Raw genomic sequence first — 23,946 nt, forward strand, 5'->3', positions numbered from 1 at the left:
GATTTCATTGAAATCTGATCCAACCCATTGTTGGCGGTCTCATTTGCAGCCGTTTTGCGCCCATTTGCCGAGTGCCACCTTGAAGCGCGTGCCCAGCGGGTGTTGCAGGCGCAACACCGAGGCATCATTGGTGACGTAGGTCTTGGCCTGGTCGCACAGCCGCTCCTCGGTCCATTGATGACAGTTGCTGCACTGGTTGTCCCAGACGGACTTTTCCAGGCCCTCGACCGGACTGAAGTGCGGCTTGCCCTGGATGAGTTGGGCGATGCTCTTGCCGTCGATCGCCGGGTCGCCGAAATTGACCGGAACATCGAAAAGGATTGGCGCGTCCGAGCCCAGCTTCGGAATTTCCTCACGCAGCTGTTCCAGCGCCTGCTCGCCGGCGTCCGTACCCGGCGGATTGGCGGCCGCGCCGGTGCGCGCCTGCGTATCGCCTTCGGGCGCAGCCGGGCCGGAATCGCCGACGATCAGCGGCGCCTTGAGATCGACCTTGTGAAGCACGACATCGGTGGTCAGCGAAACGTTGATCCAGGGCCGCTGGCGTCCGGCTGTGGCCTTGAACACATCCGACGTAACCCGGTTCATCGCTTCGGTGATCGAGACGTTGACCTCGCCGATATGGGCAAGCAGCGCCGCCGAAAATGGCGAGTGCTCGCCCGGTCCGTCATAGGCGAGCTGGTTGGGACTGGCAGCGAAGGCGACCAGCGTGCCGGCGCCGCCATTCTCGATCGGTATTTCGGCAAGGCCGCTGCTTGCCGTGCTGTCGCCGCCAGTCTCCTTGGCAAGCACATCGGCGAGCGGGTTGTCGCGGCAGGCGTCGAGGAACACCAGCCTGATGCTGGTCTCGCGCGACATCTGCCGCAGGATGAAGTCCACCTGCACGGCTTCGAAGTCGAGCGAGGTCTCGTCCTCCAGCGCCGCATCGACAGGCAGCAGGTAGTTCCTGCCGGAGACCTGCAGGCCGTGACCGGCATAGAAGAACAGCGCGACATCGGCGCCACGCACCTGCCTGGCGAATTGCGCGATCTTTTCCTGCGTCTGCGCCTTGGTGAGATCGAGGCCGGAGACGATTTCGAAGCCCAGCCCCTTCAGGCGATCGGACATTGCCTGCGCATCGTTCACCGGATTGGGCAGCACCGGCGCGTTCCGGTAATGGGAATTGCCGAGCACCAGGGCGATGCGGCGTTCGGCACTGGCCGCGGTCATGGTAATGGTCAACGCAAGCGCCAGCACGGCGAGGCCGATGCCGCGCATGAAGTTGCCGCAACTTGCAATGATGTCCAAACGCACCGGATTCCTTTTCGGTTGACGGGCCTTCTCAGTTAAGGACCGGCTCAGTTGGAGAGCGGCGTGGCGGAGAACTCGATCCGCCGGTTCAGCGCCTTGTTCTTCGGCGTATCGTTCGGCGCCACCGGCTTTTCCTCGCCATAGCCGGAAGCCGTGATCTGCGCCGATGGAATGCCCGCAGCGATGATCGCGTCGGCGACCGCCTTGGCGCGCCGTTCCGACAGGTTCTTGTTGGCCGTCGGCGAGCCGTCGGAATCGGTATGGCCCGAAACCTCGACCTTCAGTTTCGGACATTTGCCGACGACGCCGACCACCTCGGCCAGCAGTGGGCGGCTCTTTTCATCGAGCCGAGCGCTGGCTGGGCGAAAATAGACGGCGCCGGTGCGCGACAGCACCTCGAACCTGTTCAGGCATTCATCGTCGCTGAAGGACGTCTTGCCTGCATCTGTGGCGACCGGCCCGGCATCGGCTGGGGCTGCGGCGGCGACGGCAGGCGCCGCCGCCGGCTTGGCCCCATCAGCGGTGAAGACGAAGTCGAACGACACCGAAGCCGTCGGGACGATGCTGCTGACATTGGCCGCCTGCTGGAGTTTTTCGATGTTGGGCAACAGGCCGAAATCCTCGACATGGACGGCGACCGGCGCCTCCGAGGCGATCGACACCATGCTGTCGGTGATCATGGTGACCACTACATTGGCCTCAAGGTCCTTGTCGGCGCCGTGCAGGCTCAGGCGAAACGGGATATGCGCGCTCATGCGCCGTTTGGTGGCGAGATCGGCAAAAGCGGCGGGATCGACTTTCGCCGTCACTTCCGCCGTCGGGAATTTAAAGGTTTCGAAGAACAGGAAGCGCATGCGGACATTGCGAAGGTCGATGCCGGTGTCGACCGAGTTGAGGTCGAACGTGACCTTGGCGGCGCCATCCGATGTCAGCGTGCCCGAGAGGTTCCTGATCTTGTTGGTTTCGACAATGGTGTTCTTCTTCACCGATTGATAGGTGAGTGTCGAATTCGCCGGATCGAGCGTCCAGTTCAGCTGCGCGTTGGCCGCCTGCGGCGCAAGCAGCAACAGACCGAACACCACGACCACCAGAGCGGGCGGACCCCAGCGCTGCGACGACTTTCCATGCCTTACTAATCCGACGACCCCGAACATGCATGTCCCCCGTGACAACACATTTCAGTTGCGATGACGGCGGTCGAACGCCGTGACCTCAGCCAGCATAGAGCGTTAGCCGCGGCTTAGCGAGTAGCGGAGGCGTGATATCGCCGTTGCCTGCTCGGATAGGCCCCGGTTACCGGCTGGCCCACAGCACCCCACGCTCGAAGATGGTGCGCATTTGCGGGACGGAAAACTCATCCGCGGTGTGGCCGAGCGCGCTGAAGAAGACGCGGCCCTTGCCGTAGCGGCGCTTCCAGACCACGGGCATGACGACGCCGTCGATGAAATCGAGATGCTCACCGCTGAACGTCGTCGTCGCCAGCACCTCGTTGCTCGGGTCGACATGCATGTAATACTGCTCGGAATGGTAGGCGAAACCCTCGATACCCCTGACGATCGGATCGTCGCTGATGATGTCGACACGGTAGTCGATGATGTCGCCGGGGTGCGCGACCCATTGGCCGCCGGTCATGAACTGATAGTTCGGCTCGTTGCGAAAACTGTCGCCCATGGTGCCGTGGAACCCGGCAAGGCCGGTTCCGCCGCTGACGGCGGCGGTGAGGTTTTGCAGCTCCGGTTTCTCGATCGTCGACATGGTGATCACCGGCACGATCAGATCGATGGCCGGGAGCTGCGGATCGGCGAGCGCCGATGTGCCCTCTTCTGTCCGCACTTCGAAGCCATGCCCCGTCAATATCTCGCTGACGACAGCGGCGCTGCGGGCCGGCGTGTGCCCCTCCCATCCGCCCCAGAAAATCAGTGCCGTCTTGCTCATGCTCGTCTCTCCTTGGTCGGCAATATTGATAGGCAAGCGGAACGCTTTTGTCTTCCTTCCATGACGGGCATTCTGGGACGGGCATTTCTGGTCGGAAATCACGACCCGGCGATGAATTCCGTGGATGAGGACCGATTGGCCGCGCTGGCGTCTTGTTTCAATACCGGGCTGCACTCAAATCAGCTGTCTTCGCGTTTGCGCAGACATCGGTCCGATCCGCCGCAACCAGCCGGAGCCTTCCGGGGAGACCGCTCTATGAGTTTCGACCAGACGACTGTAGCCGCTTATCTGGAAGTCATCACCATCAACCTTGTGCTGTCTGGCGACAATGTCGTGGTGATCGGCATGGCGGCCGCAGGCCTCGCCAAGGCGTTGCGGCAGAAGGCGATCATCGCCGGCATTGCCGCGGCGGCGGTGATCCGCGTCGTCTTTGCGGTGATCGCGGTGCAACTGCTGGAAATTCCGGGGATCATGCTGGTCGGCGGCATGCTTTTGTTCTGGGTGTGCTGGAACATGTTCCAGGAGTTGCGCTCGGCCGGCGACGGCGAGGACGTCGACACTGAAGCCGCAGCACTTGCGACGGCGCGGCCGGCCAAGGCGCTGCGCACCGCGATCCTGCAGATCGTCGTCGCCGATGTCTCGATGTCGCTGGACAATGTGCTGGCCGTGGCGGGCGCCGCCGCCCACGACATGAATGCGCTGGTGTTCGGTCTCATCCTGTCGGTGGTTCTGATGGCGGTCGCCTCGACGCTGGTGGCGGCGCTGCTTGCCAGGTATCGCTGGATCGGCTGGCTCGGTCTGGCAATCATCGTCTATGTCGCGGGAAATATGACTCTGGACGGCGTCGAGCAGATGAGAACGGTCGACTTCCACGCGCTGCTCTCGCCAGTTGCAAGCTAGATCCTCCTGGCGATCAAATGATATCGAAAATCCGCCCTGGGTTGAGAATGTTGTGCGGATCGAACGCCACCTTCAGCCGGCGCATGGCTGATAGTTCGGCGTCGCTGCGCACGAGGTTCAGCCATTTCTTCTTGTCGAGGCCGATGCCGTGCTCGGCCGAGACGGCGCCACCGCATGCCGCCACGCCGCGATAGATGATCTCATAGGCGGCCGCCGGTTCCGTGCTGTCGACCTGATAGTGCAGATTGCCGTCGCCGAGATGGCCGAAGACGTAGATCTCGGCGCTGCTGTCGACGGCGTGGATCGCGGCTTCGGCGTTGCGCAGGAAATCCGCCATGGTCGCCAACGGGATGCTGATGTCGACGCCGATCATGCCCTCGATCGCAAACAGGAAGCGGTTGGCCTCTTCGCGCACATCCCATAGCGCACGGAATTCGCGTGGCGACTGCGAGACGACCACGTCGTCGACGATGCCGTCCTCGACCGCCTGCATCAGCACCGAAGCGAAACGCTCGCCGTCCAGGTCGGCCTGGCTGCCCTGGATCTCGGCCAGCACATAGACGGGCGCGCCGACAGGCAGCGGCGCCGGCGCGGCCATGCCGGCAATCATGGCGCCGTAGAGCGGCGAGAAGTTTACCTCATAGGCCGAAAGCAAGGGCCCGAGCCGCTGCTTGAGCAACCCCAGCAACGCAATCGCCGCCTCCAGCGAGCCAAGGGCGCAAAAGGCGGCAACCTCGGTGGCGGGCTTGGGATGCAGCCGCAGACAGGCGCGAGTAACCACGCCCAGCGTGCCTTCGCTGCCAATGAAAAGCTGGTTGAGATCGTATCCCGAATTGACCTTGGCCAGGCCACGCAACGAAGTCAGGATCGAGCCGTCGGCAAGCACGGCCTCCAGCCCCAGCACCTGGGCGCGGTACATGCCGTAGCGCAGCACGCGAATGCCGCCAGCATTGGTGGCGATGTTGCCGCCGACCGTCGCCGTGCCGCGCGCGCCGATATCGACGCCGAACATCAGGCCGGACGCATCGGCCGCTTCCTGCACCATTTGCAGCGGCGCGCCGGCTTCCGCGATGATGGTTGCCGCGGCGCCGTCGGGCGCTTCGACCGCGGTCATGCGCTCCAGCGACAGCACCGCTTCGCCCGGCTGCACGCGCGCGCCGCCGGCCAGCCCGGTGCGGCCGCCATGGACGACCAGCTTCTGGCCGATACCACTGCATAGGCGCAGGATTTCGGCGACGTCGGCGGCGTTGCGCGGACGCAAGACCAGTTCGGGCTGGCCGCCGCCCTTGCCGGAGAGGTCGTCGCTGTAGCGCGGATCGATAGCATCGCCGATCACAACCGCGGCGGCATCGAGCCGACGATAAAGCTGGGAAAGAAGCCGATCGATCTGTTGTGTCATGGTGCCTGGACTGTTTCAGCGCTCTTTGTGACCGAGACTTTGATGCGCGACAATTTTCGCGTCAATTGAACAAATTTACGCACGGTATAATCTGTCATTGCGCGTTGAACCCACTGACGTTTCCTGTAAATTTCGTCTGCCGTTGCGTGGCAGACGCGCCGGCTGCAGGACCGTGGGCAGCGTCAAGGGATGACCGAGGTTCTGGCGCGTGCCAGACGAGGATTGAATGCCAATGACGCACAAGACGATGGAGGATTTCGCCCGCTCCTGCGGCGTCTCCAGGCCGACGCTGTCGAAATATTTCGACGATCCGACCAGCGTCAAGCCGGCAACGCGCAAGCGCATCGAAGAGGCGTTGCGGTCGTCCGACTACCAGCCCAATCTGTTTGCCCGCAACCTCAACCGCAAGCGCACCCGCGCCATCGGCATTGTCGTACCGACGGTCACCGACCCCTTCTATTCCGAAATGGTCAGCCGTATCGAACTTCGGCTGCGCGACGAGGGCTACTGGCCGATCGTCATCTCCTCGCATGGCTCGACCGAGCTCGAAATGGAGGCGACACGTACCATCCTGTCGCTGAAAGTTTCGGGCGCGCTGATCGCGCCGCTCGGCTTGCGCTCGGACCGGCGCACGCTGGAGAAGCTGACCCAGACAATGCCGGTCGTCTATTTCGATACCTATCTCGAAGGCGGCACGCCCTTTGTCGGCAACAACAATGCCCAGAGCGTCTCGACCATCGTCGACTATCTCTGCCGCTCCGGCGACCCCCCGGTCTATTTCGACATCCCGCATGTCAATCACAATTCGCCGGAGCGCCTGAACAGTTACGTCGCCGCGATGCATCAGCTTGGCCAGGACCCGGTGGTTATCGGCAACACCCGAGACTACACATGGGATTTCGAGCGCATCGGCTACGAGCAGATGGAACAGATGCTCGGGGCCAGCGGCCTGCCGGGCAAGACCAGAGGTCTGCCCGGCAAGACCGGGGGTCTGCCCGGCAAGACCATACTGTGTGCGAATGACCGCCTGGCCTTCGGCGTGATGGCGGCAGCCTTCGCGAAAGGGCTGAAGATCGGCCGCAAGGCCGATTGCGACCTGCGTATCGCCGCCCATGACGACCATCCGCTGAGCCGCTACACCTGCCCCGCACTGACCACCATCGCGCAGGATTTTGCCGCCATGGCGGGGCGCAGCGTCGAGACACTGCTCGCTTTGCTCAACGAGGATAGGGCAAACGTCGCGCCGAAGGTCAGCCTCGACGCCGCCCTGGTGATGCGTCAGTCCGCTTGAGCCTTTCCAAAGGCAGGATCGAAGCTTCGCCACGCGGCAATGGCGGCGGCAACCGCCTGTCTCGCTGCCGGGCCGTGACGGCCCATCGAGACGAAGCCGTGGATCTGACCGGGCCAGTGTTCCAGCACGACCGGCACGCCGGCCTGCTGCAGACGCCTGGCATAGGCCTCGCCTTCGTCGGCGAGGATGTCGTGACCGGCGATGGCGATGAAGGTGGGCGGCGCACCGGCGAGGCTTTCCGCCTTCAGCGGTGAGGTACGCCAGTTGCCGATGTCGGCGGCATTGCGGATATAGTGGTCGCGGAACCAGGCCATGGTCGAGGCGGTCAGGCCAAAGCCTATGGCGAAGCGGCGATAGCTGTCCGTCGTCTGCCCGGCATCGGTGTTGGGATAAAACAGCAGCTGCGCTGCCGGCGGATTTTTGTCCCCCCGCGTGAGCAGGCCGAGCACCGTGGCGAGATTGCCGCCCGCGCTGTCGCCGGCAACCGCGATGCGGGCAGCGTCGATGCCGAGTTCGTCCGCGGCGCTTTGCATGAAGGCAAGTGCCGCTCGGCAATCCTCTATTGCCGCCGGGAATTTGTGTTCCGGCGCCAGCCGGTAGTCGACGGAAACGACGACAGCGCCTGCCTCGTTGGCGAACCAGCGGCAGATCTCGTCATGCGAGTCGAGATTGCCGATCACCCAGCCGCCGCCATGGAGATAGAGCAGCGCCGGAGCGCCTGCCGAAGGCGCGCCCTGCCCGCGATAGATCCTGAGCCTCAGCGGATCGCCGGGTCCGGAGATGATGCGCTCATTGAGTGCCGCTACCGGCTCACGCTCGCCTTGCAGGTTTGGGAAGCCCTCATTGTAGGCACGGCGCGCCTGTTCGGGCGTTCCCGTTTCGAACGGCGGCGCGCCGGCCTGGCTGCCGAGCTCGAGCACATGCCGGGCCTCCGGATCGAGTGTCGGCAGGGATGGCGGCGATGTCACGGACGAACCTCCCGTCAGGCAAGCAGGGTTGCCGCTTCCTCTTCGCCAAGCAGCGGCGGCTGGTCGACCGTGCCGTTGACGGCAACCGAGCCACGGCTTTCGCCCGAAGCCAGGATCGCCTCCATGATCTCAAGCACATGCAGCGCCAGCTCACCGGAGGCGCGCGGCTTTCTGCCCGTGGCCAGCGCGCGCGCCAGATCGGCGACGCCGAGCATGCGGTAATTGGCGCGGTCGGGCGCCACATAGGGCCAGTTGCGGGCGCCATACAATTCGCTCTCGCTGGCGAAATCGGCCCAGTCGGCGCCACGTTCCGACAGCGAGACCGTGCCGCCGAACGTGTCGGGATCGGGTAGCCTGAGCGAGCCTTCGGTGCCGTGCAGTTCGATCGGATGGTTGGAGTGTTTGAACACGTCCCAGGAGGCGCCGAAGGTGACGGTGGCGCCGGAACGGAATTCGAGCAGCGACATTATGCTGGTCGGCGTGCCGACCTTGAATGTCGTGTTCTTGAACGGCCCGTCGGCCGTGATTAGCCTCTCCTCCTGGCCGCGCGTCGCCATCGCCATGACGCGCTCGACCGGCCCGAGCAGATTGACCAGCACGGTCAGGTAATAGGGCCCCATATCGAAGACCGGACCGCCGCCGGGCTGATAATAGAATTGCGGATTGGGATGCCAGTGCTCCATGCCCCGTCCCATCATGAAAGCGGTGCCGGTCACCGGCTTGCCGATCGCGCCGTCATCCATCAGCCGGCGCGCGCGGCGGCCGGCTGCACCCAGGAATGTGTCCGGCGCCGAGCCGATCAGCAGGCCGCGCTTCGCGGCCTCGGCGACAAGGCGGCGGCCGTCGGCGGCAGAGGTTGCCAGCGGCTTTTCGGTGAAGACATGCTTGCCCGCCGAGAGCGCTGACAACGAAATGTCGAAATGCGCCGCCGGGATGGTCAGGTTCAGCACGAGGTCGATGTCGGGGTCGGCGAGCAGCGTGTCGACGCCAATCGCTCGGATGCCGTATTGGCTGGCGCGCAGCTCGGCCATGTCAGCGGAAATGTCGGCGCAGGCGCGTAGCTCGACACCACCGAAGAGCGCTGCATTGCGCAGATAGGTCATCGAGATGTTGCCGCAGCCGATGACACCGATGCCGAGCTTTGTCTCTGACTTTCCGTGCATTTCCAGCTTTCCTCCGAAGCCAAGGGCATGCTGCACGAACCGTTGCAGTTCCCACGCCCCCCCGCAATCCGCTATACAGGATTTTAAATGTTGACGCGCGTAAAATTTTTATAGAGCTTATGAGAATTCTGGCGCGCATTGGGAGGCCGCCAGCGCGAGGAGGAGAACATGACCGGCACGAAAAACGGCCGACGGCCGCTGCGAAGCCCGTGGGTCATGCGCGTCTTCCGTCGCGCATCAGAGACCGGGACGGCTTCAGGCATAGATCACCTTGGCCCCGACCCTATCAAGCTCACCGCGTATTGGACCGGGCAGGCCATCGTCGGTGATCACCACATCGACGGCCGACAGCGAAAATGCCTTGGACGTCCCGCTGACGCCCCATTTGCTCGAATCGGCGAGCAGGACAACGCGCCGGGCCATGCGAACGAGGTTCCGCTTCGTTCGCGCCATGTCTTCGTTCACGTCGACCACATCCAGTGACGAGTCTATCGCATGCGCTCCAACAAATACCTGATGCGCTACCAGGCCGCCGAGAGCCGTATCGGCATCGGTGATCAGCGTGCTCACCGTGTCGGGATAGACCCGGCCGCCGATCATATGAACGTCGAGCCCGGGACGATGCATAAGATGCTGCACGATATTCATGGCCGTGGCCGCGACCACGACATTGCTGAGCGGCGGTAACTGCATGGCAAGTTGCATCAAGGTTGAGCCGCCGTCGAAGATGACCGATTGGTTGTCCTCGAACAGGGCCAGCGCCGCCCGGGCGATGCGCTTCTTTGCGTCGAGGTTCGTTTGCATCCGGCGGGCGAACGCGGCCGTCGTCGAATCGGTGGTCCGGGTCACCGCCCCTCCACGGGTCTTGGTCAGCAGTCCCTTGCGGTCCAGTATTTCGAGGTCGGAGCGCACCGTGACCTCCGACACGCCGAACCCGTCCGACAGGTCCTTGATGCGAACCTGTCCGCTGCGTTGCACCTCGCCCAGGATCGATTGGCGTCTCTGCTCCGACAACATTGCCCTGCCCCTGCCTGCCTGCGCTGAGCAATCGCGCCGGCCTCGGCTCACCTTACCGAGAAATATGGAGATTCGAAAGCTTTCGAAAGATTGTTTTTCTTTTTTCTTTCGGAAACACTGGATTGAGCATTTTTAAATCAACCGATCAGGGAATTTTGGACTCATGAGCCTAGGAACCAAGGTGCGTCTCGCGCGCCTCTTCTCGCATCCATCGGGGAACCTTTTTGGCGGCGCGGTCGACCACTTCGTCGGCTATGGCGACGTGCGCAAAGGCGGCCTTGCCGACCTGCCGGGTGCGCTCGCACGCGTCATGGCGGGCAAACCCGACTATGTCAGCATCCAGCCTGGCACTGCGCGCCATCTGTGGCCGCAATATGCGGGCAAAGCTTCCCTGGTAATTCAGGCGGGCTGTTTCACCGCGGACGATCGCATCAGCGAGCTGATCGCAACGCCCGAGGATGCGGTGCGCGCGGGCGCCGATGCGTTGGCCGTGGCCATTCCGGTGCGCGGCGCGACGGAGGGCAAATACATACGCTGGCTGACCGATTCGGTGAATGCGGCGGCCCGCTACGGCATGCCTGTGGTGGCGCATATCTACCCTCGCGATTTCACCGACGGAGCAAAGATCGTCTTCACCCCCGACGAGATCGCCTATGCGGCGCGCATCGGTTACGAGTCCGGCGTCGACGTGATCAAGATCGGCTACACCGGCGATTTCGAGTCGTTCCGGGAGACCGTCCGGACCTGCCCGGTGCCGGTTGTCATCGCGGGCGGTCCAAAGACCGATACGCTGCTCGGCGCGCTTCAGCAGACGGCGGACGCCATCCGTGCCGGCGCGCGCGGCGCCGTGGTCGGCCGCAATCTCTGGGGGCACGGCGATCCGGAGAAGGCAGCGCTTGCCTTTCGCGGCGTCATCCATGACGGCCTTTCGGCGCAAGACGCCCTGGCGAAGGCGGGTGCCTGAACGATGCCCACCATCCCCTCGATCCTCGGCTTCGGCGCTATTGCGATCGACGACATCGTCTACGTCGATCAGCCATTGTCGGCGGGCAAGGGTAAGGTTCTGCAAAGTACCCGCGCCTTCGGGGGAAATGTCGCGACGGCGCTGGCCGCCGTCGCGCGGCTCGGCGGAACCGCCGGGTTCGTCGGATGGCTGGCCAGTGCCTCGGACAACGCGGTGCAGCTCGATCTCGTGGCGAGCGGTATTGAAACCGCATTCGCGCCGCGCCATCCCGACGCGCGCCCGGTGCACTCGCGGATCACCGTCGGCTCGGACGGGGAAAGGTTCATCGCGTATGACGACGATGCGATGCTGGGCACCGCTCCGGACTTTCCGGACGATATCCTCAGCCGCGCAACCGTCCTGATCGTAGATAGCTATGCGACCGGGTCGCTGGATGTCGTGGCTCGGGCTCGCGATCTCGGCCTTGCGATCCTCGGCGATATCGAATGGAGCAGCGGCCCCGCCACGGAGCGGCTGATCGCGCTCTGCGACCATCTCATTCTTCCACTTAGCTTTGCACGGACTGCCACGGGGCGCCGATCGCCTGCCGAGATGCTCGATGCCTTGTGGTTGCCATCGCGATCCGCCGTGGTTCTGACCGATGGAGGCAGGGGTGTGTACTATCGCGGCCGTGAAGAGACAGGTCTCTGGCACCTGCCCCCGCACCGGGTTGCGGTCGTCGACTCCACAGGCGCGGGTGACTGCTTTCATGGCGCCTATGCCCATGCGTTGACGCGCGGAGCCGACACCGCGGGCCGGGTGGCATTCGCGGCCGCGGCGGCGGCCGTTTCGATAACGGGGCGTGGCGGGCGCGAGGCGCTTCCGACCGAGGACCAGGTCACGCAACTCCTGGCATCGGCGAACGCGCCGTCAGCAGTCGACCTGAAAAATGCGCATGTGGATGCTGGAGCATGACCTGAAACGATCCGACGAAACATTTCGCAGGCGAACACAAGCCCAGGAGAATCATAAAAATCGGGGCTTATACTTGTGGAGGGAGGAATATGGCAGAAGTCATTCTTGAGAAGATCTGCAAAACCTACGGGAACAGTTTTCGCGCAATCGACCAGTTGAACCTGTCGGTCAAGGACGGCGAGTTCTTGATCCTCGTCGGGCCTTCCGGCTGCGGCAAATCCACGGCGTTGCGAATGATCGCGGGGTTGGAAGACATCACCAGCGGCAGCCTTCGGATCGGCGGGGTCGACGTCGTCGACATGCCGCCCAAGGACCGCGACATCGCGATGGTGTTCCAGAGCTACGCGCTCTACCCGCATATGACGGTATCCGAAAACATCGCCTTTTCGATGCGGCTGGCAGGCAAGCCGAAGGCCGAGCGCAAGAAGCGCGTGGACGAGATCGCCAAAACTCTTCAGCTGACGTCTTTGCTGGACAGCAAACCCGCGAACCTGTCAGGCGGGCAGCGTCAACGGGTTGCCATGGGCCGCGCCATGGTGCGCGAGCCGGCCGCCTTTCTCATGGACGAGCCGCTTTCCAATCTGGATGCGAAACTGCGTGTGCAAATGCGCGCCGAAATCACCAGCCTGCAAAAGCAGCTCGGCGTCACGACCATTTACGTGACCCACGATCAGATCGAAGCGATGACGATGGGCGACAGAGTCGCGGTGTTGAAAGGCGGTGTGCTGCAGCAGGTCGACACACCCAAGAGGCTCTATGAATCGCCGGTTAACGCCTTCGTTGCCGGCTTCATCGGCTCTCCTTCGATGAACCTTTTCGAGGCGACCCTGAAGGGCGGCGAGCTCGCTTTTCGCGACTTCGCCGTCCGGCTGCAGGATGCAGCCTTCGTGCGCAGGCCGGCCTTGAGGTCGTATGCGGGGCGCAAGGTCGTGTTCGGGATCAGACCGGAGGATCTTTATGACAGCAGCCTTGAATCCGGCCGCAAGTATCAGACGATACCGGCCAGGGTGACCTCGATCGAGGAACTCGGCTCCGAACAGATCGTCCACATGAACATCGACGCGGTCCGGGTGGACTCCGGCGATCCGGATGCGGTGGACGATTTCGGCCTGGCGTCGAACGCGGTGGCGAGGTTCGAGCCGATCAGCGCCGTCCGCTCCGGCTCGGAAATCCGGTTGGCCGTGGATGATGCCAAGTTCCATTTCTTCGATCCCGAAACGCATCTGGCGATCTGAAGATCTGCGGAAGACCGCGGGCGGGAGCGAGGTGCCTGCGGAAGATACAAGAAGGCTTCTGAATGAACAGACGATCGTCCGCATTGTGCGGCCGACCTTGAAGAAGGAGGAGAAAATGATGTTTCGGATACGACCCGCGATGCTGAAAATAGCCGCGGCCGCATGGTTGCTTGGTGCAACCGGCGCCATGGCGGACACGACGCTGGAATTCACCCAATGGTGGGAGCCCGAATTGCCGGCGGGATCGCTCAGGGCAATCATGAACGACTTCGAGGCTGCAAACCCCGGCATCAAGGTGACGCTGGTCAGCGGTCCCTATGCGACTACGCGAGACCAGATCTCGGTCGGCGCCGCAACCGGAACGCTCAGCGACGTCGTCGGTCTCGACGGCGCCTGGGTGAACAATCTGAACGCGCAGGGTGCGCTGGCCGACATGAACCCGATGATGGATGCGAGCGGGTTTGACAAGACCCAGGTCGCGGATATCATCAAGGTGGACGGCAAGGCGGTGATGTTTCCCGTGGCTTCGTTCGTCTATCCGGTCTTCGTCAATCTGGACCTCGCCGCCCAGGCAGGCGTCACCAAGCTGCCGTCGACCCGCGCGGAGTTTCTCGAAGCCGCCAAGAAGATGACCCATGCCGACAAGAACCAGTATGGCTGGGTGCTGCCCCTGTCGCTGCAAACGCCGTCCGGTGTCCAGAACGACCTGATGTCGTGGGTCTGGGCCTCGGGTCAATCGATGATGGTTGAAGGCAAGCCGGCTCTCGAGGGCAAGCCGGTCGTCGATATGCTCACTTTCGTCAAATCGCTGAACGACGCCGGCGTCATCTCGCCCGGCATTGCCACCAAGACCGAGCAGGAAAAGGTCGAGGAATTCGTCAACGATCGGGTCGGAATGATGATCGACTCGCTCGCGCATGTGAATCTCATCCGCAAACGCAATCCCAAGCTGAACTTCGACCTCATCCCGGTCCCGGTCGTGGCGGACTACAACGGCAAGCGCGGCCTTCCCTATGCCTCCTGGGGCATCGGCATCTCCGCCGCCTCGAAACATCAGGATGAAGCCTGGAAGCTCGTCCAATATCTGATGAGTGAAAAGGTGAATGCCAAGCTCGTGTCGCTTGCAAACGCCTTCCCGGGCAACGTCAACGCCAAGCCCGATTTCGTGACCTCGGACAAGGCTTTCGCCAAGGCTTTCGAAATCTTCAAGACCGGCTATCTCGCCAACGAGTTCACGGGGCTGCCGGTGGCCGAAGACCTGATGACCAAGTTCGATGTGGAAGCCCAGAAGATGCTCGCCGGCGAGCAGTCTCCGGAACAAGCCGCAGCCAACGCTCAAAAGGGCTGGGTGGAGAAATTCTGAGCTGCCCATTGCCCGTTTGCTATCTTCCACCGGGTGGCCCGGCCTCGGCCAGGCCCCCCGTCAACAACGGATCGCAATTTGAGATGGACCTGTTTTTGAAGCGCACCTTCCTCCTGAAGGCACATCCCAGGGGTCGCACATGACCGGGCAGAAGCGCTCCCACCATCGACTGAAACGAGCGGTCGCACCCTATCTCTATCTGTCACCATCGCTCCTCATAATCGGCCTTCTGATGCTGCTGCCGATGGTGACGGTGATTGGCTATTCGTTCCAGAACAGCGCGGTGCTGCGTCGCGACCCGTCCTTTGCCGGACTGAAACACTACCAGGCGATCTTTGCCGATCCGGTGTTCTGGGCCTCGCTGTGGCACACGCTCTACTTCACCTGCATGAGTGTCGTCTTCCATATGACCATCGGCATGCTCTTCGCACTCATGCTGAACAGCGACCGCATCAATCCGACGCTGCGCAACATTCTGCGCGTGCTGTACATACTGCCCTGGCTGTTCACCGCGGTAATTATCGCGGTGATCTGGCGCCTTCTGCTTGAGCCGAATGGTGTCGTGAACAGTGTTCTCATGCAGATGGGCATCATCGGTTCCAAGGTCGAGTGGTTTTCCTCGCCCGCGACCGCGCTGCACGCCGTCACCTTCGCCAATATCTGGGCGGGCTACCCGCTTTTCATGGTCAGCCTGCTCGCGGGCTTGCAGGGCATTCCCGAGGATTTCTACGAGGCCGCCGATATCGACGGCGCGAAGGCCTACCAGAAGTTGATCTTCATCACCATTCCGCAGCTGATGCCGATCATCATCAGCATCTCGCTGCTCGACTTCATCTGGACCATGCAGGTCTTTCCATTGATCTGGATAACGACGGGTGGCGGTCCGATCTACTCGACCGAGGTCCTCAGCACCTACACGTACAAGCTGGCGTTTTCGAGCTACAACCTATCGCAGGCCTCGGCGAGCGCCGTGGTCATCCTGCTGATCTCTCTCGGCCTGACGCTGTTCTACATCCGCTATCAAAAGGCTCGGTAGTCACATGAGGAAAAGGCACACGCCCAAAGACAGGCTGATCACCGCCGCGCTCCATGTCGCGCTTGCCGCAGGGCTCTTTTTCGCGGCCTTCCCGATCTACTGGATGCTGAGCAGCTCGTTCAAGTCGAACACCGAAATCTTTGCCCTGCCACCAACCGTCCTGCCGAAGGCCTTCACGCTGGAAGCGTATGCGGCCATCCTTGGTGATCCGGTAAAGCTGCGCTTCTTCTTCAACAGCTACTTCGTGGCTGGAGCGGTGACCGTGCTGACGGTGCTGATCGCCTTGCTGGCGGCCTATGGGTTCAGCCGTTTCAATTTTCGCGGCAAGGGCAGCCTCAACACGCTCATCATCAGCACGCAGACGATCCCGCCGATCACGCTTTTGATCCCGTTCTTCGGGCTTGTCGTCTCGTATGGCATCTTCGACACCTATGTCGCGCTGATCCTGACCTATCTGGTGTTCACGCTGCCCTATGCGATCCTGCTGATGACGGGATATCTGAACACCTTGCCCCGCGACCTCGATGAAGCGGTGGCTGTCGACGGCGGCACCAGTTGGACCGCACTGTGGCGGGTGATCGTCCCGATTTCACTGCCTGGTATCGTGGCGACGTCGGTCTACACCTTCCTGTTGTGCTGGAACGAATTTCTCTTTGCGCTGACGCTAACGAAGTCGACGTCCATGCGCACCGTCCCGATCGGCATCCAGCTGTTGATGGGACAACACGCCTTCGAATGGAACCAGATGATGGCGATGAGCGTGCTCGGCTCGCTGCCACTGCTGGTCATCTACCTGGTTGCCCAGAGGTTCTTCCTCGCCGGCATGACCGCGGGCTCGGTCAAGTAGGGTATCCCTCGAACGGAGGTGGAATCAAGGAATGAAAGGATGACCGTGAAAGACCTGAAAGTCGGCTGCCAGACCTTTACCTGGGAAATGCTCGGGGACCGCTTCGCCGGCGGCGCGGACGATCTGCTCAAGGCGATCGCCGATGGCGGCTATGCCGGCATCGAGATCACCGACACGATGATCGGCCGCTATGCCGAAAAGCCGGCGGAGTTCGCGGCCGCGCTGAAATCATCCGGACTGACGCTCGTCTCCTTCGCCTTCGGCTCGAAGAGCGGTTTCACGCTCAGGGATGAGATCGGCGCCGACCTCGAGACCGCCAAACGCTGGATCGACTTCGCCGCCGCCTTTCCCGGCGCGCTGGTGTCGATGGGCTCGGCCACGATCGTTTCCGACGGGCCGCGCGACGGCAAGTTTGCCATCGCCGCCGAGGTCTACAACAAAGCCGGCGAGCTCGGGCGCGAGGCCGGCGTCCAGGTCGCGGTGCATCCAAGCTCGCATCACAATACGCTGCTGTTCGACCGCGCCGACTACGACCGCATCTTCGGGCTGCTCGACGCCTCGCTGGTGGGCTGGGTGCCCGACACCGGCCACATCTCGCGCGGTGGCCAGGACATGGCGGATACGCTCACCACTTATCGCGACCGCATCCGCTATTTGCATCTGAAGGATGTCGACGCGTATGGAACCTGGGCGATGCTCGGCAAGGGCGTCTGTGACACGGCGAAGGTGATCGAGATCGCTGGTGCTGCACCCAATTTCAACGGCTGGCTGGTGCTGGAGGAAGAATCCGAAACGGCTGCCGCCGACCCTGCCGGCGCCGTCAAAACCAACCGCCAGACAATGCGCGGCTACGGAGCCTGAGACGATGACGACGAACAAGCCCCTGTCCGGCCCCGCCGCAATTGCCGCTCTGCCGCGCAACCGGCTTATCGGCGAGTTTTCGCTGTGGTCGGCCGACCTCGCCAATATGGAGCGCGATTTGAAGCGCATCGAGACCCATGTCGATGTTCATCATATCGACGTCGCCGACGCCCGATTCACCCCTGGCTTCCTGTTCTTCCCGGACCTGGTGGCGCGCATCGCCAAGCTCACCGCAAAGCCTATCCATGTCCATTTGATGGTCGAAGCCGAGATCGTCGAGGAACAGACGCGCCAGTTCATCGAGGCCGGCGCCGACCTGATCAGTGTGCACGCCGAAAACGGCGAGACCGGTCTGCGCGCCGTGAAAGTGGCGCGTGAACTCGGGGCCGAGGCCGGCGTGGTGCTGCGGCTGGAAACACCGGTCGCGGCCGTCACGCCCTTCCTGCCGGAAGTGGCGTTTATGACGCTGCTCGGCACTTCCATCGGCGTCAAGGGCCAGAGCCTGTCGGAGCAGGCGTGTCCGCGCCTGATCGAGGCCCGCGCGCTGATGCGCAAAGCCGGCCGCGAGGCCGACATCGTGCTCGCCGCCGATGGCGGCATCCGCCACGAGACCGTGCCCTTACTGCGCGCCGCAGGTGCGGAGACCGTGGTGCTGGGCTCGCTGGCCTTCGGCGATCCCGACCTTGCCCGGCGCATGGCCTGGCTGCACGGGCTGGAGGTCGCCGCCTGATGACCAAGCTTGCGCTGGCCTTCGATCTCGGCGGCACGGCGCTGCGCGGTGCGCTGGTCGAAAGCGATGGCCGTATCGTCGCTCATGCTTCAGCGTCGACGCTTGCCGGTGCGGGATCGGAGGCGGTGATCAGCCAGATCGTCGCTTTGGCAGGCACGCTGCTTAGGGAACACCCGCAGGCAAAGGTCGCCGGCATCGGCGTCGGTGCGCCGGGGCCACTCGACCCCAAGGCGGGGATCGTCATTGCGCCGCCAACGCTGGCCGGCTGGCATGATGTGCCGCTGATCGACATTCTGGGGCGGCATTTCGGCCTGCCGGTGCGGCTGGAAAACGACGCCAATGCGGCGGCGCTCGGCGAATGGCGTTTTGGCGCCGGACGCGGCAGCGGATCGCTGGTGTTCGTGACCGTATCGACCGGCATTGGCGGCGGCGTCGTCGCCGATGGCCACATCTATCACGGCAGGCGCGGACTGGCGGCCGAGATCGGCCACATGACCATCACCGGTGAAGGCGACCGCTGCTTTTGCGGCGCCATCGGCTGCTTCGAGGCCGTTGCCTCCGGAACCGCGCTCGGCCGCCGCGCCACGCGACTGACCGCGCCGGGCGACGGCTCGCTCTTACGACGGCTGTCAAATGATGGCGACGTCTCGGCCAGGCATGTCGTAGAGGCTGCCAAGGCCGGCGACGCCAACGCTCTCGACCTGATCGAGGCGGAAGCACAATGGCTGGGCATCGGCTTCACCAACCTGCTTCATCTCTATTCGCCCGATCTGATTGTCATGGGAGGCGGCCTTTCCAACGGGTTCGACCTTCTGGCACCGTCGATCAGAGCGGTCATCCAGCAGCGGGCGATGCCGGCCTATCGCGACGTGCCGATCGTGCAGGCTGAACTCGGCGACCGCGCCGGGCTGATCGGCGCCGCCAGCCTGATCCTGTGGGAAGGCGGTGCGCCGCTGGCGATGGCGCAGGACGACAAGGACAGAGGCGCGACCCCCGATGCCACGGAGGCACGCCATGGCTGAACTCGAGCTGCGCGGCGCGCGCGAAGATGGTGAATGGTCCAGTTTGAATGCAGCGCCAAGGTCCCCGAAGAGGACCCCTACCCTTCGCGATTCCAGCTGGCGTATTTTCGGATCGTTTGCCGCTTGTCTTCCGACAAGCCAACAAGGAGATTCTCCTCGAGATAGCCTTGCCGGATGAGATTGGCGAAGACCTGTATTAGCTGTGAATAGCGATAGTCGAACATCTGGTCCATCTTCCGTCGCTGCTGCAGCAGAAGTCTTCGACATCCCACATTTCGGAAGGCGTTGCCGCAACGTGGGCCCTGCTCTTGAGTTCAGCCAGCGTCTTATCGAGCGCCACCTTCAGCGCTGCGTCATAGGCAGTGCGGGGCGACTTTCTTTTCGGACGGAGACCATTTCTCATCAGCGGTCATCGACTGTCTCTCTCAAGTTCGCGGCGGCCGTCATCCGGTAAAACCTGCGACGCAGGACAACCCCGCCGTTGGGACCAATCTACTTTCCGCAATGGTGATCGTTGACCTTGTTCAGCGCATTCGCGTCCGGCCCGACCCGGTCGTAAGAGCACGGGCCGGCCGCCGTGGTGATCAGCATCTTGTCATAGTAGCGCGGGCCGCCGAACAGGGCATAGACGAGGTCGCGATGGGCGGGAACGTAGCGTTGCTCCGGTTCCGGCTGGCGATGGCGGTGCTTCTTCTCCTTGGCGAGCGCTGCGGTAGACAGGCTGCAGCCAAGCGCGAGAACAAGGGCGGAGATCGCGAGGATCTTGATGGTCATCGGCAATACCCTTCTGACGGTTCGGAATCGCAGCATATTCAAAAGCGTGGGCCGAACAAAGGTTCCCTGATTACCATAGCCAGCGAAATCAGCCTGTAACGGCACTGCGCGCGCGCCGCCGTTCGGCTGCAACCAAGAGGTCGACGAAAGCGCGCACCTTGGCCGGCCTGAAGCGCGCCGGCGGGAAGACGGCATGGATGCCACCGGACGGCAAGGTCCAGTCCGCGAACACCCGCACCAGCCGGCCGCGCGCAATGTCGTCGGCGACACTGTAATCCGGAAAGATGCCGAGGCCGATGCCGGCCAGCACGCAGGACAGCACGCCTGGTGTCTTGTCGCAGCTGACGACGGGGTTGAGTTCGGCCAGCACCGTTTCCGTGCCCCTCGAGAACAGCCATTGGCCGACCCCGCGCAACTGGGCGTTGCCGACCCAGGGCAGCGACTTCGCCTGCCTGGGGCTGGCTTCCCCAGGCAGCCTGGCGGCCAGTTCCGGGCTGGCGACGACGAATTGCTGCAGGCTGCCCAGCCGCCGCGCCAGATTGCTGGAATCGGCAAGCCAGCCGACGCGGATGCCAAGATCGATCTGCTCGTCGACCAGGTTGCTGACCGCATCGTCGAAGATCGTCTCGACCCGCATTTTCGGGTATTTTCTGATGTAGGCGGCGATGGTCGGCGCCACCACCTTCTCGCCATAATCGAGCGGCGCCGTCAGCCGCAGCGTCCCCGTCGGCTGCGCCGCTCGCTGCGAAATGTCGCCATAGGCTGCCTCCGCCTCGCGCAGGATGATCGCGGTCCGGTCATAGAACAGACGACCCTCTTCGGTCGCCGTCACGCGCCGGGTCGTGCGCCGCAACAGCGTAGCGCCAAGCTCTTCTTCGAGCTTGCCGACCTGATGGCTGACCACAGCCTTGGCAACATCGAGACGGTCGGCAGCGGCCGTGAACGAGCCGGTCTCCACCACGGTGGCGAAGTAGACGAGCCGGTTGAGATTGAGGAGTTCGGTCACAGGCCGCTCATTGTCCGATTTTATCAGACAGTTTGTATGATTGATCGCTATTTTTCGCAAGCCGTCCAGCTGTCATCTATCGGGCAACAGAATGAGGCCGCCATGACCAATGTAACCCTAACCTATCTTTTCGACCCGCTCTGCGGTTGGTGCTATGGCGCCACGCCGATGCTGGATCGACTGGCCGCCGGGACCGCGCTCGAACTGCTGCCGGTGGGGCTTTTCTCCGGTGCCGGCGCGCGGCCGCTGGATGCAGGCTTCGCCGCCCATGCCTGGGACAATGACCAGCGCATCGCACGGCTGAGCGGACAGCGCTTCAGCCAGGCCTATCTCGACAATGTGCTCGATGTCAGCGGCACCTTGCTCGATTCTTCCGCTGCCACCATGGGCATCAACGCCGCCGGACTGGACGACTGGCGCCAGCGACTTGCGGCACTGAAGGCGATCCAGCATGCCCGCTATGTCGACGGCCGCGATACTGTGACGGTTGACGGCGTCGCCGCGGTACTGGCCGACGCCGGCATGAGCGACGCGGCAAAGCTTTTGAAAGCGCCGACGCAGGCGTTTCTGGCGAAGCATGACGACCTGGTCAGCCGCGGGCGGACATTGTTCCAGCGGCTGCATGCCAATGGCGTTCCCGCGCTCGCGGTGATCGGCCAAACGGCGCCGCGCCTGATCGGCGCCAACGCGCTGTTCGGCAGCTACGACAATCTCGTCGCTCACATCGAGGCGGCGTAGTCCCAGAAATTCTCCCCAGACGAAAGGAAAATCCCCATGAAAATCGCACTTATCGGCGCGTCCGGCCAGGTCGGCTCGCGCCTGCTTAAGGAACTCTCCGATCGCGGTCACAGCATCACCGCCATTGCCCGGCATCCAGACAAGATCGCGGCACTTCCGGGCGTGACTGCCAAGAAGGGCGACGTCTTCGACAAGGATGGCATTGCCGCCCTGATCAAGGGTCATGACGCGGTGATCTCCTCGGTGCATTTCCTCGACAGCGATCCCGATACGCTCGTCGCAGCCGTGCGTGCTTCCGGCGTCAAACGCTACCTCGTCGTCGGCGGCGCCGGCAGCCTTGAGGTTGCGCCCGGCAAGCGCCTGGTCGACACGCCGACCTTCCCTGATATCTACAAGGCCGAGGCGCAGAAGGGCGCCGACTTCCTCGTCACGCTGCGGACGGTCGACGATCTCGACTGGACCTTGCTGTCGCCTTCGGCGCTGTTCGTCGCCGGCGAGCGGACCGGCAAATACCGCATCGGCAAGGACACGCTGCTGACGTCCGACAAGGGCAGCAGCATTTCCTTCGAGGACTACGCCATCGTCATGGCCGACGAGATCGAAAAGCCGGCGCATATCAAGCAGCGCTTTACGGTCGGCTACTGAGCGCACTTCATTGACAGGCGGGCACTCGACGGAGCGGCCCGCGTCGGTTCCTATCGACGATAGTGCCATCGGAGCCTCCGATGGCACTATCGCTTTCTTCCGTTTCCACTCCTGCCGCCGGTCTGCGACTCTCGCCGGAGCGGTTCAGGACAGGAACGGAAACATGGCAGACATCGCAAAATCGAAAATCGCTATCATTGGCGGCAGCTCCGGAATGGGGCTGGCGTTGGCAAGGCGGTGCCTGGTCTCAGGCGCCGAAGTCATCATCGTCGGCCGCAGTGAAGCCAGGCTCAAGCGTGCCGGCGAGGCTCTGCAGAACCCTTCCGGTTTGAGCGCCGTCGCGGCCGATATTGCAAGGGAGGATCAGGTCGCTGACCTGTTCAGGCGGATTGGCCGGCTCGACCATATCGTCAGCACCGCCGCCGATATCGAAGGCGCCTATGAGTTATTGCCTGCGATCGACCTGAAGGCGGCGCAGAGAGTCGTCGAAAGCAAATTCTACGGTCCGCTGCTGCTCGCCAAGCATGGCGCGCCGCAGCTTTCGGCCAACGGCTCCATCACCTTCACCTCAGGCATTGCCGCCTACCGGCCGGCGGCGCGCGGCTCGGTCGTTGCCGCCGTCAACGCTGCGCTGGAAGGGTTGGTGCGGGCGCTAGCGGTCGAGCTGGCGCCGGTCCGTGTCAACGCCGTCTCGCCGGGCTGGGTCGACACGCCGATCTGGAGTTTTGTGGCCGGCGACAAGAAGGACGAGACGCTCGATGCAATGGCCAGGCGCCTGCCGGTCGGCCGCGTCGGACAGCCGGACGACATTGCCGATGCCATCGCCTTTCTGATGGGCAACGGTTTTACGACAGGGACGGTTCTGCATGTCGAGGGCGGTCACCGGCTGATCTGAGCGCAGCGAAATTCCTGGCCGCGGCCGCCAGCAGCAGTTTCAGCGCCGGCGGCTGAACCCGCCGGCGGCGCCAGATCAGGACCAGCGACGCCGTGCGGGCCGGACCCGGCCACGGCAATTCGACGATCTCGCCGCGATCGAGCGCGTCGGCAACGGCCAGCCGCGGCACCAGGCCCATGCCGACACCAGTCGCCACCAGGCCCGCAATGGCGCCGATGCTGCCGACTTCGGCGGCAAGTTCTGGCGCTGCCATCTCGGCAAAGGCAGTGTCGAACAGATGCCGGTAGACGCATCCGGTTTCCGTCACCACGAAACGCATCGCGGCGAGCGCGGCCAGGTCGATCTGCCCCGATGCGGGCGCATGTTCGGGTGAGGCGACAAGGACCAGCGGCTCGGCCGATATCGTGCGCCGGGCCAGGCGTTCATCCAGACCGCCCTTGTCGAAACAGAAGGCGACGTCGATCTCGCTCTCTTCGAGCTGCCGCAGCAGGGCATCGCTGCCGGCGATTTTGAGCCGCAGACCGATCTCCGGGTGGTCGCCTCGAAAGGCCGCCAGCCATTGCGGAAGTTTGACAGTGGCAATCGTCTCCAGCGCGCCGACCGTAACCGTTCCGGCGGTCATTCCCGTCGTTGCCTCGGCGGCAACACGCGCCTCCTCCGCCAGTTGCAGAATCTCTTCCGCATAAGGTTTCAGCGCGTCGCCGGCCGTCGTCAGGTCGAGGCCGTGGCGCGAGCGGATGAAGAGGACGATACCAAGTTCGCTTTCCAGCGACTGGATCTGGTCGCTGACGCTCGACTGCGCCAGATGAACCTCCCGCGCTGCGCGGGTGATGTTGCGGTGCCGCGCCACGGCGAGGAAGGTCTTGAGCAATCGTGGGTGCATGCCGTTTCCGGATCTGGTCTCAGTCCGATATTT

At 63.3% G+C, this 23,946-nt stretch carries 25 protein-coding genes; 14 read left to right on the plus strand and 11 right to left on the minus strand.

Features of this window, described 5'->3' with window-relative positions:
* Positions 1-39 precede the first annotated feature (39 nt).
* The 3 genes from NKH54_RS10560 to NKH54_RS10570 all read right to left on the minus strand — a co-directional run bounded on the left by NKH54_RS10560 (position 40) and on the right by NKH54_RS10570 (position 3,222).
* Positions 40-1,290, minus strand: a complete 1,251-nt coding sequence (locus tag NKH54_RS10560) for a caspase family protein (RefSeq protein ID WP_502907498.1) — start codon at positions 1,288-1,290, stop codon at positions 40-42.
* Between the two features lie 44 nt (positions 1,291-1,334).
* Complete coding sequence (locus NKH54_RS10565; RefSeq protein WP_353028168.1) at positions 1,335-2,441, minus strand: OmpA family protein; 1,107 nt, start codon at positions 2,439-2,441, stop codon at positions 1,335-1,337.
* Between the two features lie 139 nt (positions 2,442-2,580).
* Entirely contained in the window at positions 2,581-3,222 is a 642-nt protein-coding gene (locus tag NKH54_RS10570) for a ThuA domain-containing protein (protein WP_353028169.1), read from the minus strand.
* 255 nt (positions 3,223-3,477) lie between these two features.
* Between NKH54_RS10570 and NKH54_RS10575 the strand changes: the two genes are divergently transcribed.
* The gene (locus tag NKH54_RS10575; RefSeq protein ID WP_352758141.1) at positions 3,478-4,122 is read left to right on the plus strand and encodes a YjbE family putative metal transport protein; all 645 of its coding nucleotides are present in this window, start codon (positions 3,478-3,480) and stop codon (positions 4,120-4,122) included.
* 13 nt (positions 4,123-4,135) lie between these two features.
* On the opposite strand, the gene NKH54_RS10580 is transcribed toward NKH54_RS10575, so the two are convergent.
* A complete protein-coding gene (locus NKH54_RS10580) occupies positions 4,136-5,521 on the minus strand; it encodes an FAD-binding oxidoreductase (protein WP_353028170.1) in 1,386 nt (461 codons plus the stop codon).
* Between the two features lie 226 nt (positions 5,522-5,747).
* Here NKH54_RS10580 and NKH54_RS10585 point away from each other — a divergent pair, with 226 nt between their 5' ends.
* Entirely contained in the window at positions 5,748-6,812 is a 1,065-nt protein-coding gene (locus NKH54_RS10585) for a LacI family DNA-binding transcriptional regulator (protein WP_353028171.1), read from the plus strand.
* Here NKH54_RS10585 and NKH54_RS10590 read toward each other — a convergent pair.
* From NKH54_RS10590 to NKH54_RS10600, 3 genes are all read right to left on the minus strand, one after another.
* The gene (locus NKH54_RS10590) at positions 6,800-7,780 is read right to left on the minus strand and encodes an alpha/beta hydrolase (protein ID WP_353028172.1); all 981 of its coding nucleotides are present in this window, start codon (positions 7,778-7,780) and stop codon (positions 6,800-6,802) included. The two genes, NKH54_RS10585 and NKH54_RS10590, sit on opposite strands and share 13 nt — an antisense overlap.
* 14 nt (positions 7,781-7,794) lie before the next feature.
* Positions 7,795-8,943 (minus strand): Gfo/Idh/MocA family protein, encoded by a 1,149-nt coding sequence (locus tag NKH54_RS10595; RefSeq protein WP_353028173.1) that lies wholly within the window; start codon positions 8,941-8,943, stop codon positions 7,795-7,797.
* 255 nt (positions 8,944-9,198) lie between these two features.
* Positions 9,199-9,960, minus strand: a complete 762-nt coding sequence (locus NKH54_RS10600) for a DeoR/GlpR family DNA-binding transcription regulator (RefSeq protein ID WP_353028174.1) — start codon at positions 9,958-9,960, stop codon at positions 9,199-9,201.
* A 163-nt stretch (positions 9,961-10,123) separates the two neighbouring features.
* Between NKH54_RS10600 and NKH54_RS10605 the strand changes: the two genes are divergently transcribed.
* From NKH54_RS10605 to NKH54_RS10645, 9 genes are all read left to right on the plus strand, one after another.
* On the plus strand, positions 10,124-10,924 hold the full coding sequence (locus tag NKH54_RS10605) for a beta/alpha barrel domain-containing protein (protein WP_023692211.1): 801 nt from the start codon (positions 10,124-10,126) through the stop codon (positions 10,922-10,924).
* A 3-nt stretch (positions 10,925-10,927) separates the two neighbouring features.
* Positions 10,928-11,878, plus strand: a complete 951-nt coding sequence (locus NKH54_RS10610; protein ID WP_353028175.1) for a PfkB family carbohydrate kinase — start codon at positions 10,928-10,930, stop codon at positions 11,876-11,878.
* A gap of 89 nt (positions 11,879-11,967) precedes the next feature.
* A complete protein-coding gene (locus NKH54_RS10615) occupies positions 11,968-13,113 on the plus strand; it encodes an ABC transporter ATP-binding protein (protein ID WP_023686996.1) in 1,146 nt (381 codons plus the stop codon).
* A 115-nt stretch (positions 13,114-13,228) separates the two neighbouring features.
* Positions 13,229-14,476, plus strand: a complete 1,248-nt coding sequence (locus NKH54_RS10620; RefSeq protein WP_023820943.1) for an ABC transporter substrate-binding protein — start codon at positions 13,229-13,231, stop codon at positions 14,474-14,476.
* A gap of 139 nt (positions 14,477-14,615) precedes the next feature.
* On the plus strand, positions 14,616-15,512 hold the full coding sequence (locus tag NKH54_RS10625; RefSeq protein ID WP_023726309.1) for a carbohydrate ABC transporter permease: 897 nt from the start codon (positions 14,616-14,618) through the stop codon (positions 15,510-15,512).
* A gap of 4 nt (positions 15,513-15,516) precedes the next feature.
* Complete coding sequence (locus tag NKH54_RS10630) at positions 15,517-16,359, plus strand: carbohydrate ABC transporter permease (protein WP_023726308.1); 843 nt, start codon at positions 15,517-15,519, stop codon at positions 16,357-16,359.
* A 39-nt stretch (positions 16,360-16,398) separates the two neighbouring features.
* The gene (locus NKH54_RS10635) at positions 16,399-17,220 is read left to right on the plus strand and encodes a sugar phosphate isomerase/epimerase family protein (RefSeq protein ID WP_353028176.1); all 822 of its coding nucleotides are present in this window, start codon (positions 16,399-16,401) and stop codon (positions 17,218-17,220) included.
* 4 nt (positions 17,221-17,224) lie between these two features.
* Entirely contained in the window at positions 17,225-17,950 is a 726-nt protein-coding gene (locus tag NKH54_RS10640; protein ID WP_023726306.1) for a ribulose-phosphate 3-epimerase, read from the plus strand.
* The gene (locus NKH54_RS10645; RefSeq protein ID WP_023726305.1) at positions 17,950-18,972 is read left to right on the plus strand and encodes an ROK family protein; all 1,023 of its coding nucleotides are present in this window, start codon (positions 17,950-17,952) and stop codon (positions 18,970-18,972) included. Before NKH54_RS10640 ends, NKH54_RS10645 begins: the two co-directional genes overlap by 1 nt.
* 77 nt (positions 18,973-19,049) lie before the next feature.
* Here NKH54_RS10645 and frp read toward each other — a convergent pair whose 3' ends face one another.
* From frp to NKH54_RS10660, 3 genes are all read right to left on the minus strand, one after another.
* Positions 19,050-19,244: a fluorescence recovery protein gene (gene frp, locus NKH54_RS10650; protein ID WP_280940380.1), complete on the minus strand. Its 195-nt coding sequence runs from the start codon at positions 19,242-19,244 to the stop codon at positions 19,050-19,052.
* 220 nt (positions 19,245-19,464) lie between these two features.
* A complete protein-coding gene (locus tag NKH54_RS10655) occupies positions 19,465-19,746 on the minus strand; it encodes a hypothetical protein (RefSeq protein WP_023726303.1) in 282 nt (93 codons plus the stop codon).
* A gap of 88 nt (positions 19,747-19,834) precedes the next feature.
* The gene (locus NKH54_RS10660) at positions 19,835-20,752 is read right to left on the minus strand and encodes a LysR substrate-binding domain-containing protein (protein WP_023726302.1); all 918 of its coding nucleotides are present in this window, start codon (positions 20,750-20,752) and stop codon (positions 19,835-19,837) included.
* 102 nt (positions 20,753-20,854) lie between these two features.
* Between NKH54_RS10660 and NKH54_RS10665 the strand changes: the two genes are divergently transcribed.
* The 3 genes from NKH54_RS10665 to NKH54_RS10675 all read left to right on the plus strand — a co-directional run bounded on the left by NKH54_RS10665 (position 20,855) and on the right by NKH54_RS10675 (position 23,030).
* Positions 20,855-21,490 (plus strand): DsbA family protein, encoded by a 636-nt coding sequence (locus tag NKH54_RS10665; protein WP_353028177.1) that lies wholly within the window; start codon positions 20,855-20,857, stop codon positions 21,488-21,490.
* Positions 21,491-21,526: 36 nt separating this feature from the next.
* Complete coding sequence (locus NKH54_RS10670; protein WP_353028178.1) at positions 21,527-22,135, plus strand: NAD(P)-dependent oxidoreductase; 609 nt, start codon at positions 21,527-21,529, stop codon at positions 22,133-22,135.
* A 163-nt stretch (positions 22,136-22,298) separates the two neighbouring features.
* Positions 22,299-23,030 carry an SDR family oxidoreductase gene (locus tag NKH54_RS10675; protein ID WP_353028179.1) on the plus strand — a complete coding sequence of 244 codons (732 nt, stop codon included), beginning with the start codon at positions 22,299-22,301 and terminating at the stop codon, positions 23,028-23,030.
* Here NKH54_RS10675 and NKH54_RS10680 read toward each other — a convergent pair.
* Positions 22,981-23,913, minus strand: a complete 933-nt coding sequence (locus NKH54_RS10680; RefSeq protein ID WP_353028180.1) for a LysR family transcriptional regulator — start codon at positions 23,911-23,913, stop codon at positions 22,981-22,983. The two genes, NKH54_RS10675 and NKH54_RS10680, sit on opposite strands and share 50 nt — an antisense overlap.
* Positions 23,914-23,946: the final 33 nt, after the last annotated feature.

The sequence above is a fragment of the Mesorhizobium sp. M1004 genome (assembly GCF_040318795.1).
GTDB lineage: Bacteria > Pseudomonadota > Alphaproteobacteria > Rhizobiales > Rhizobiaceae > Mesorhizobium.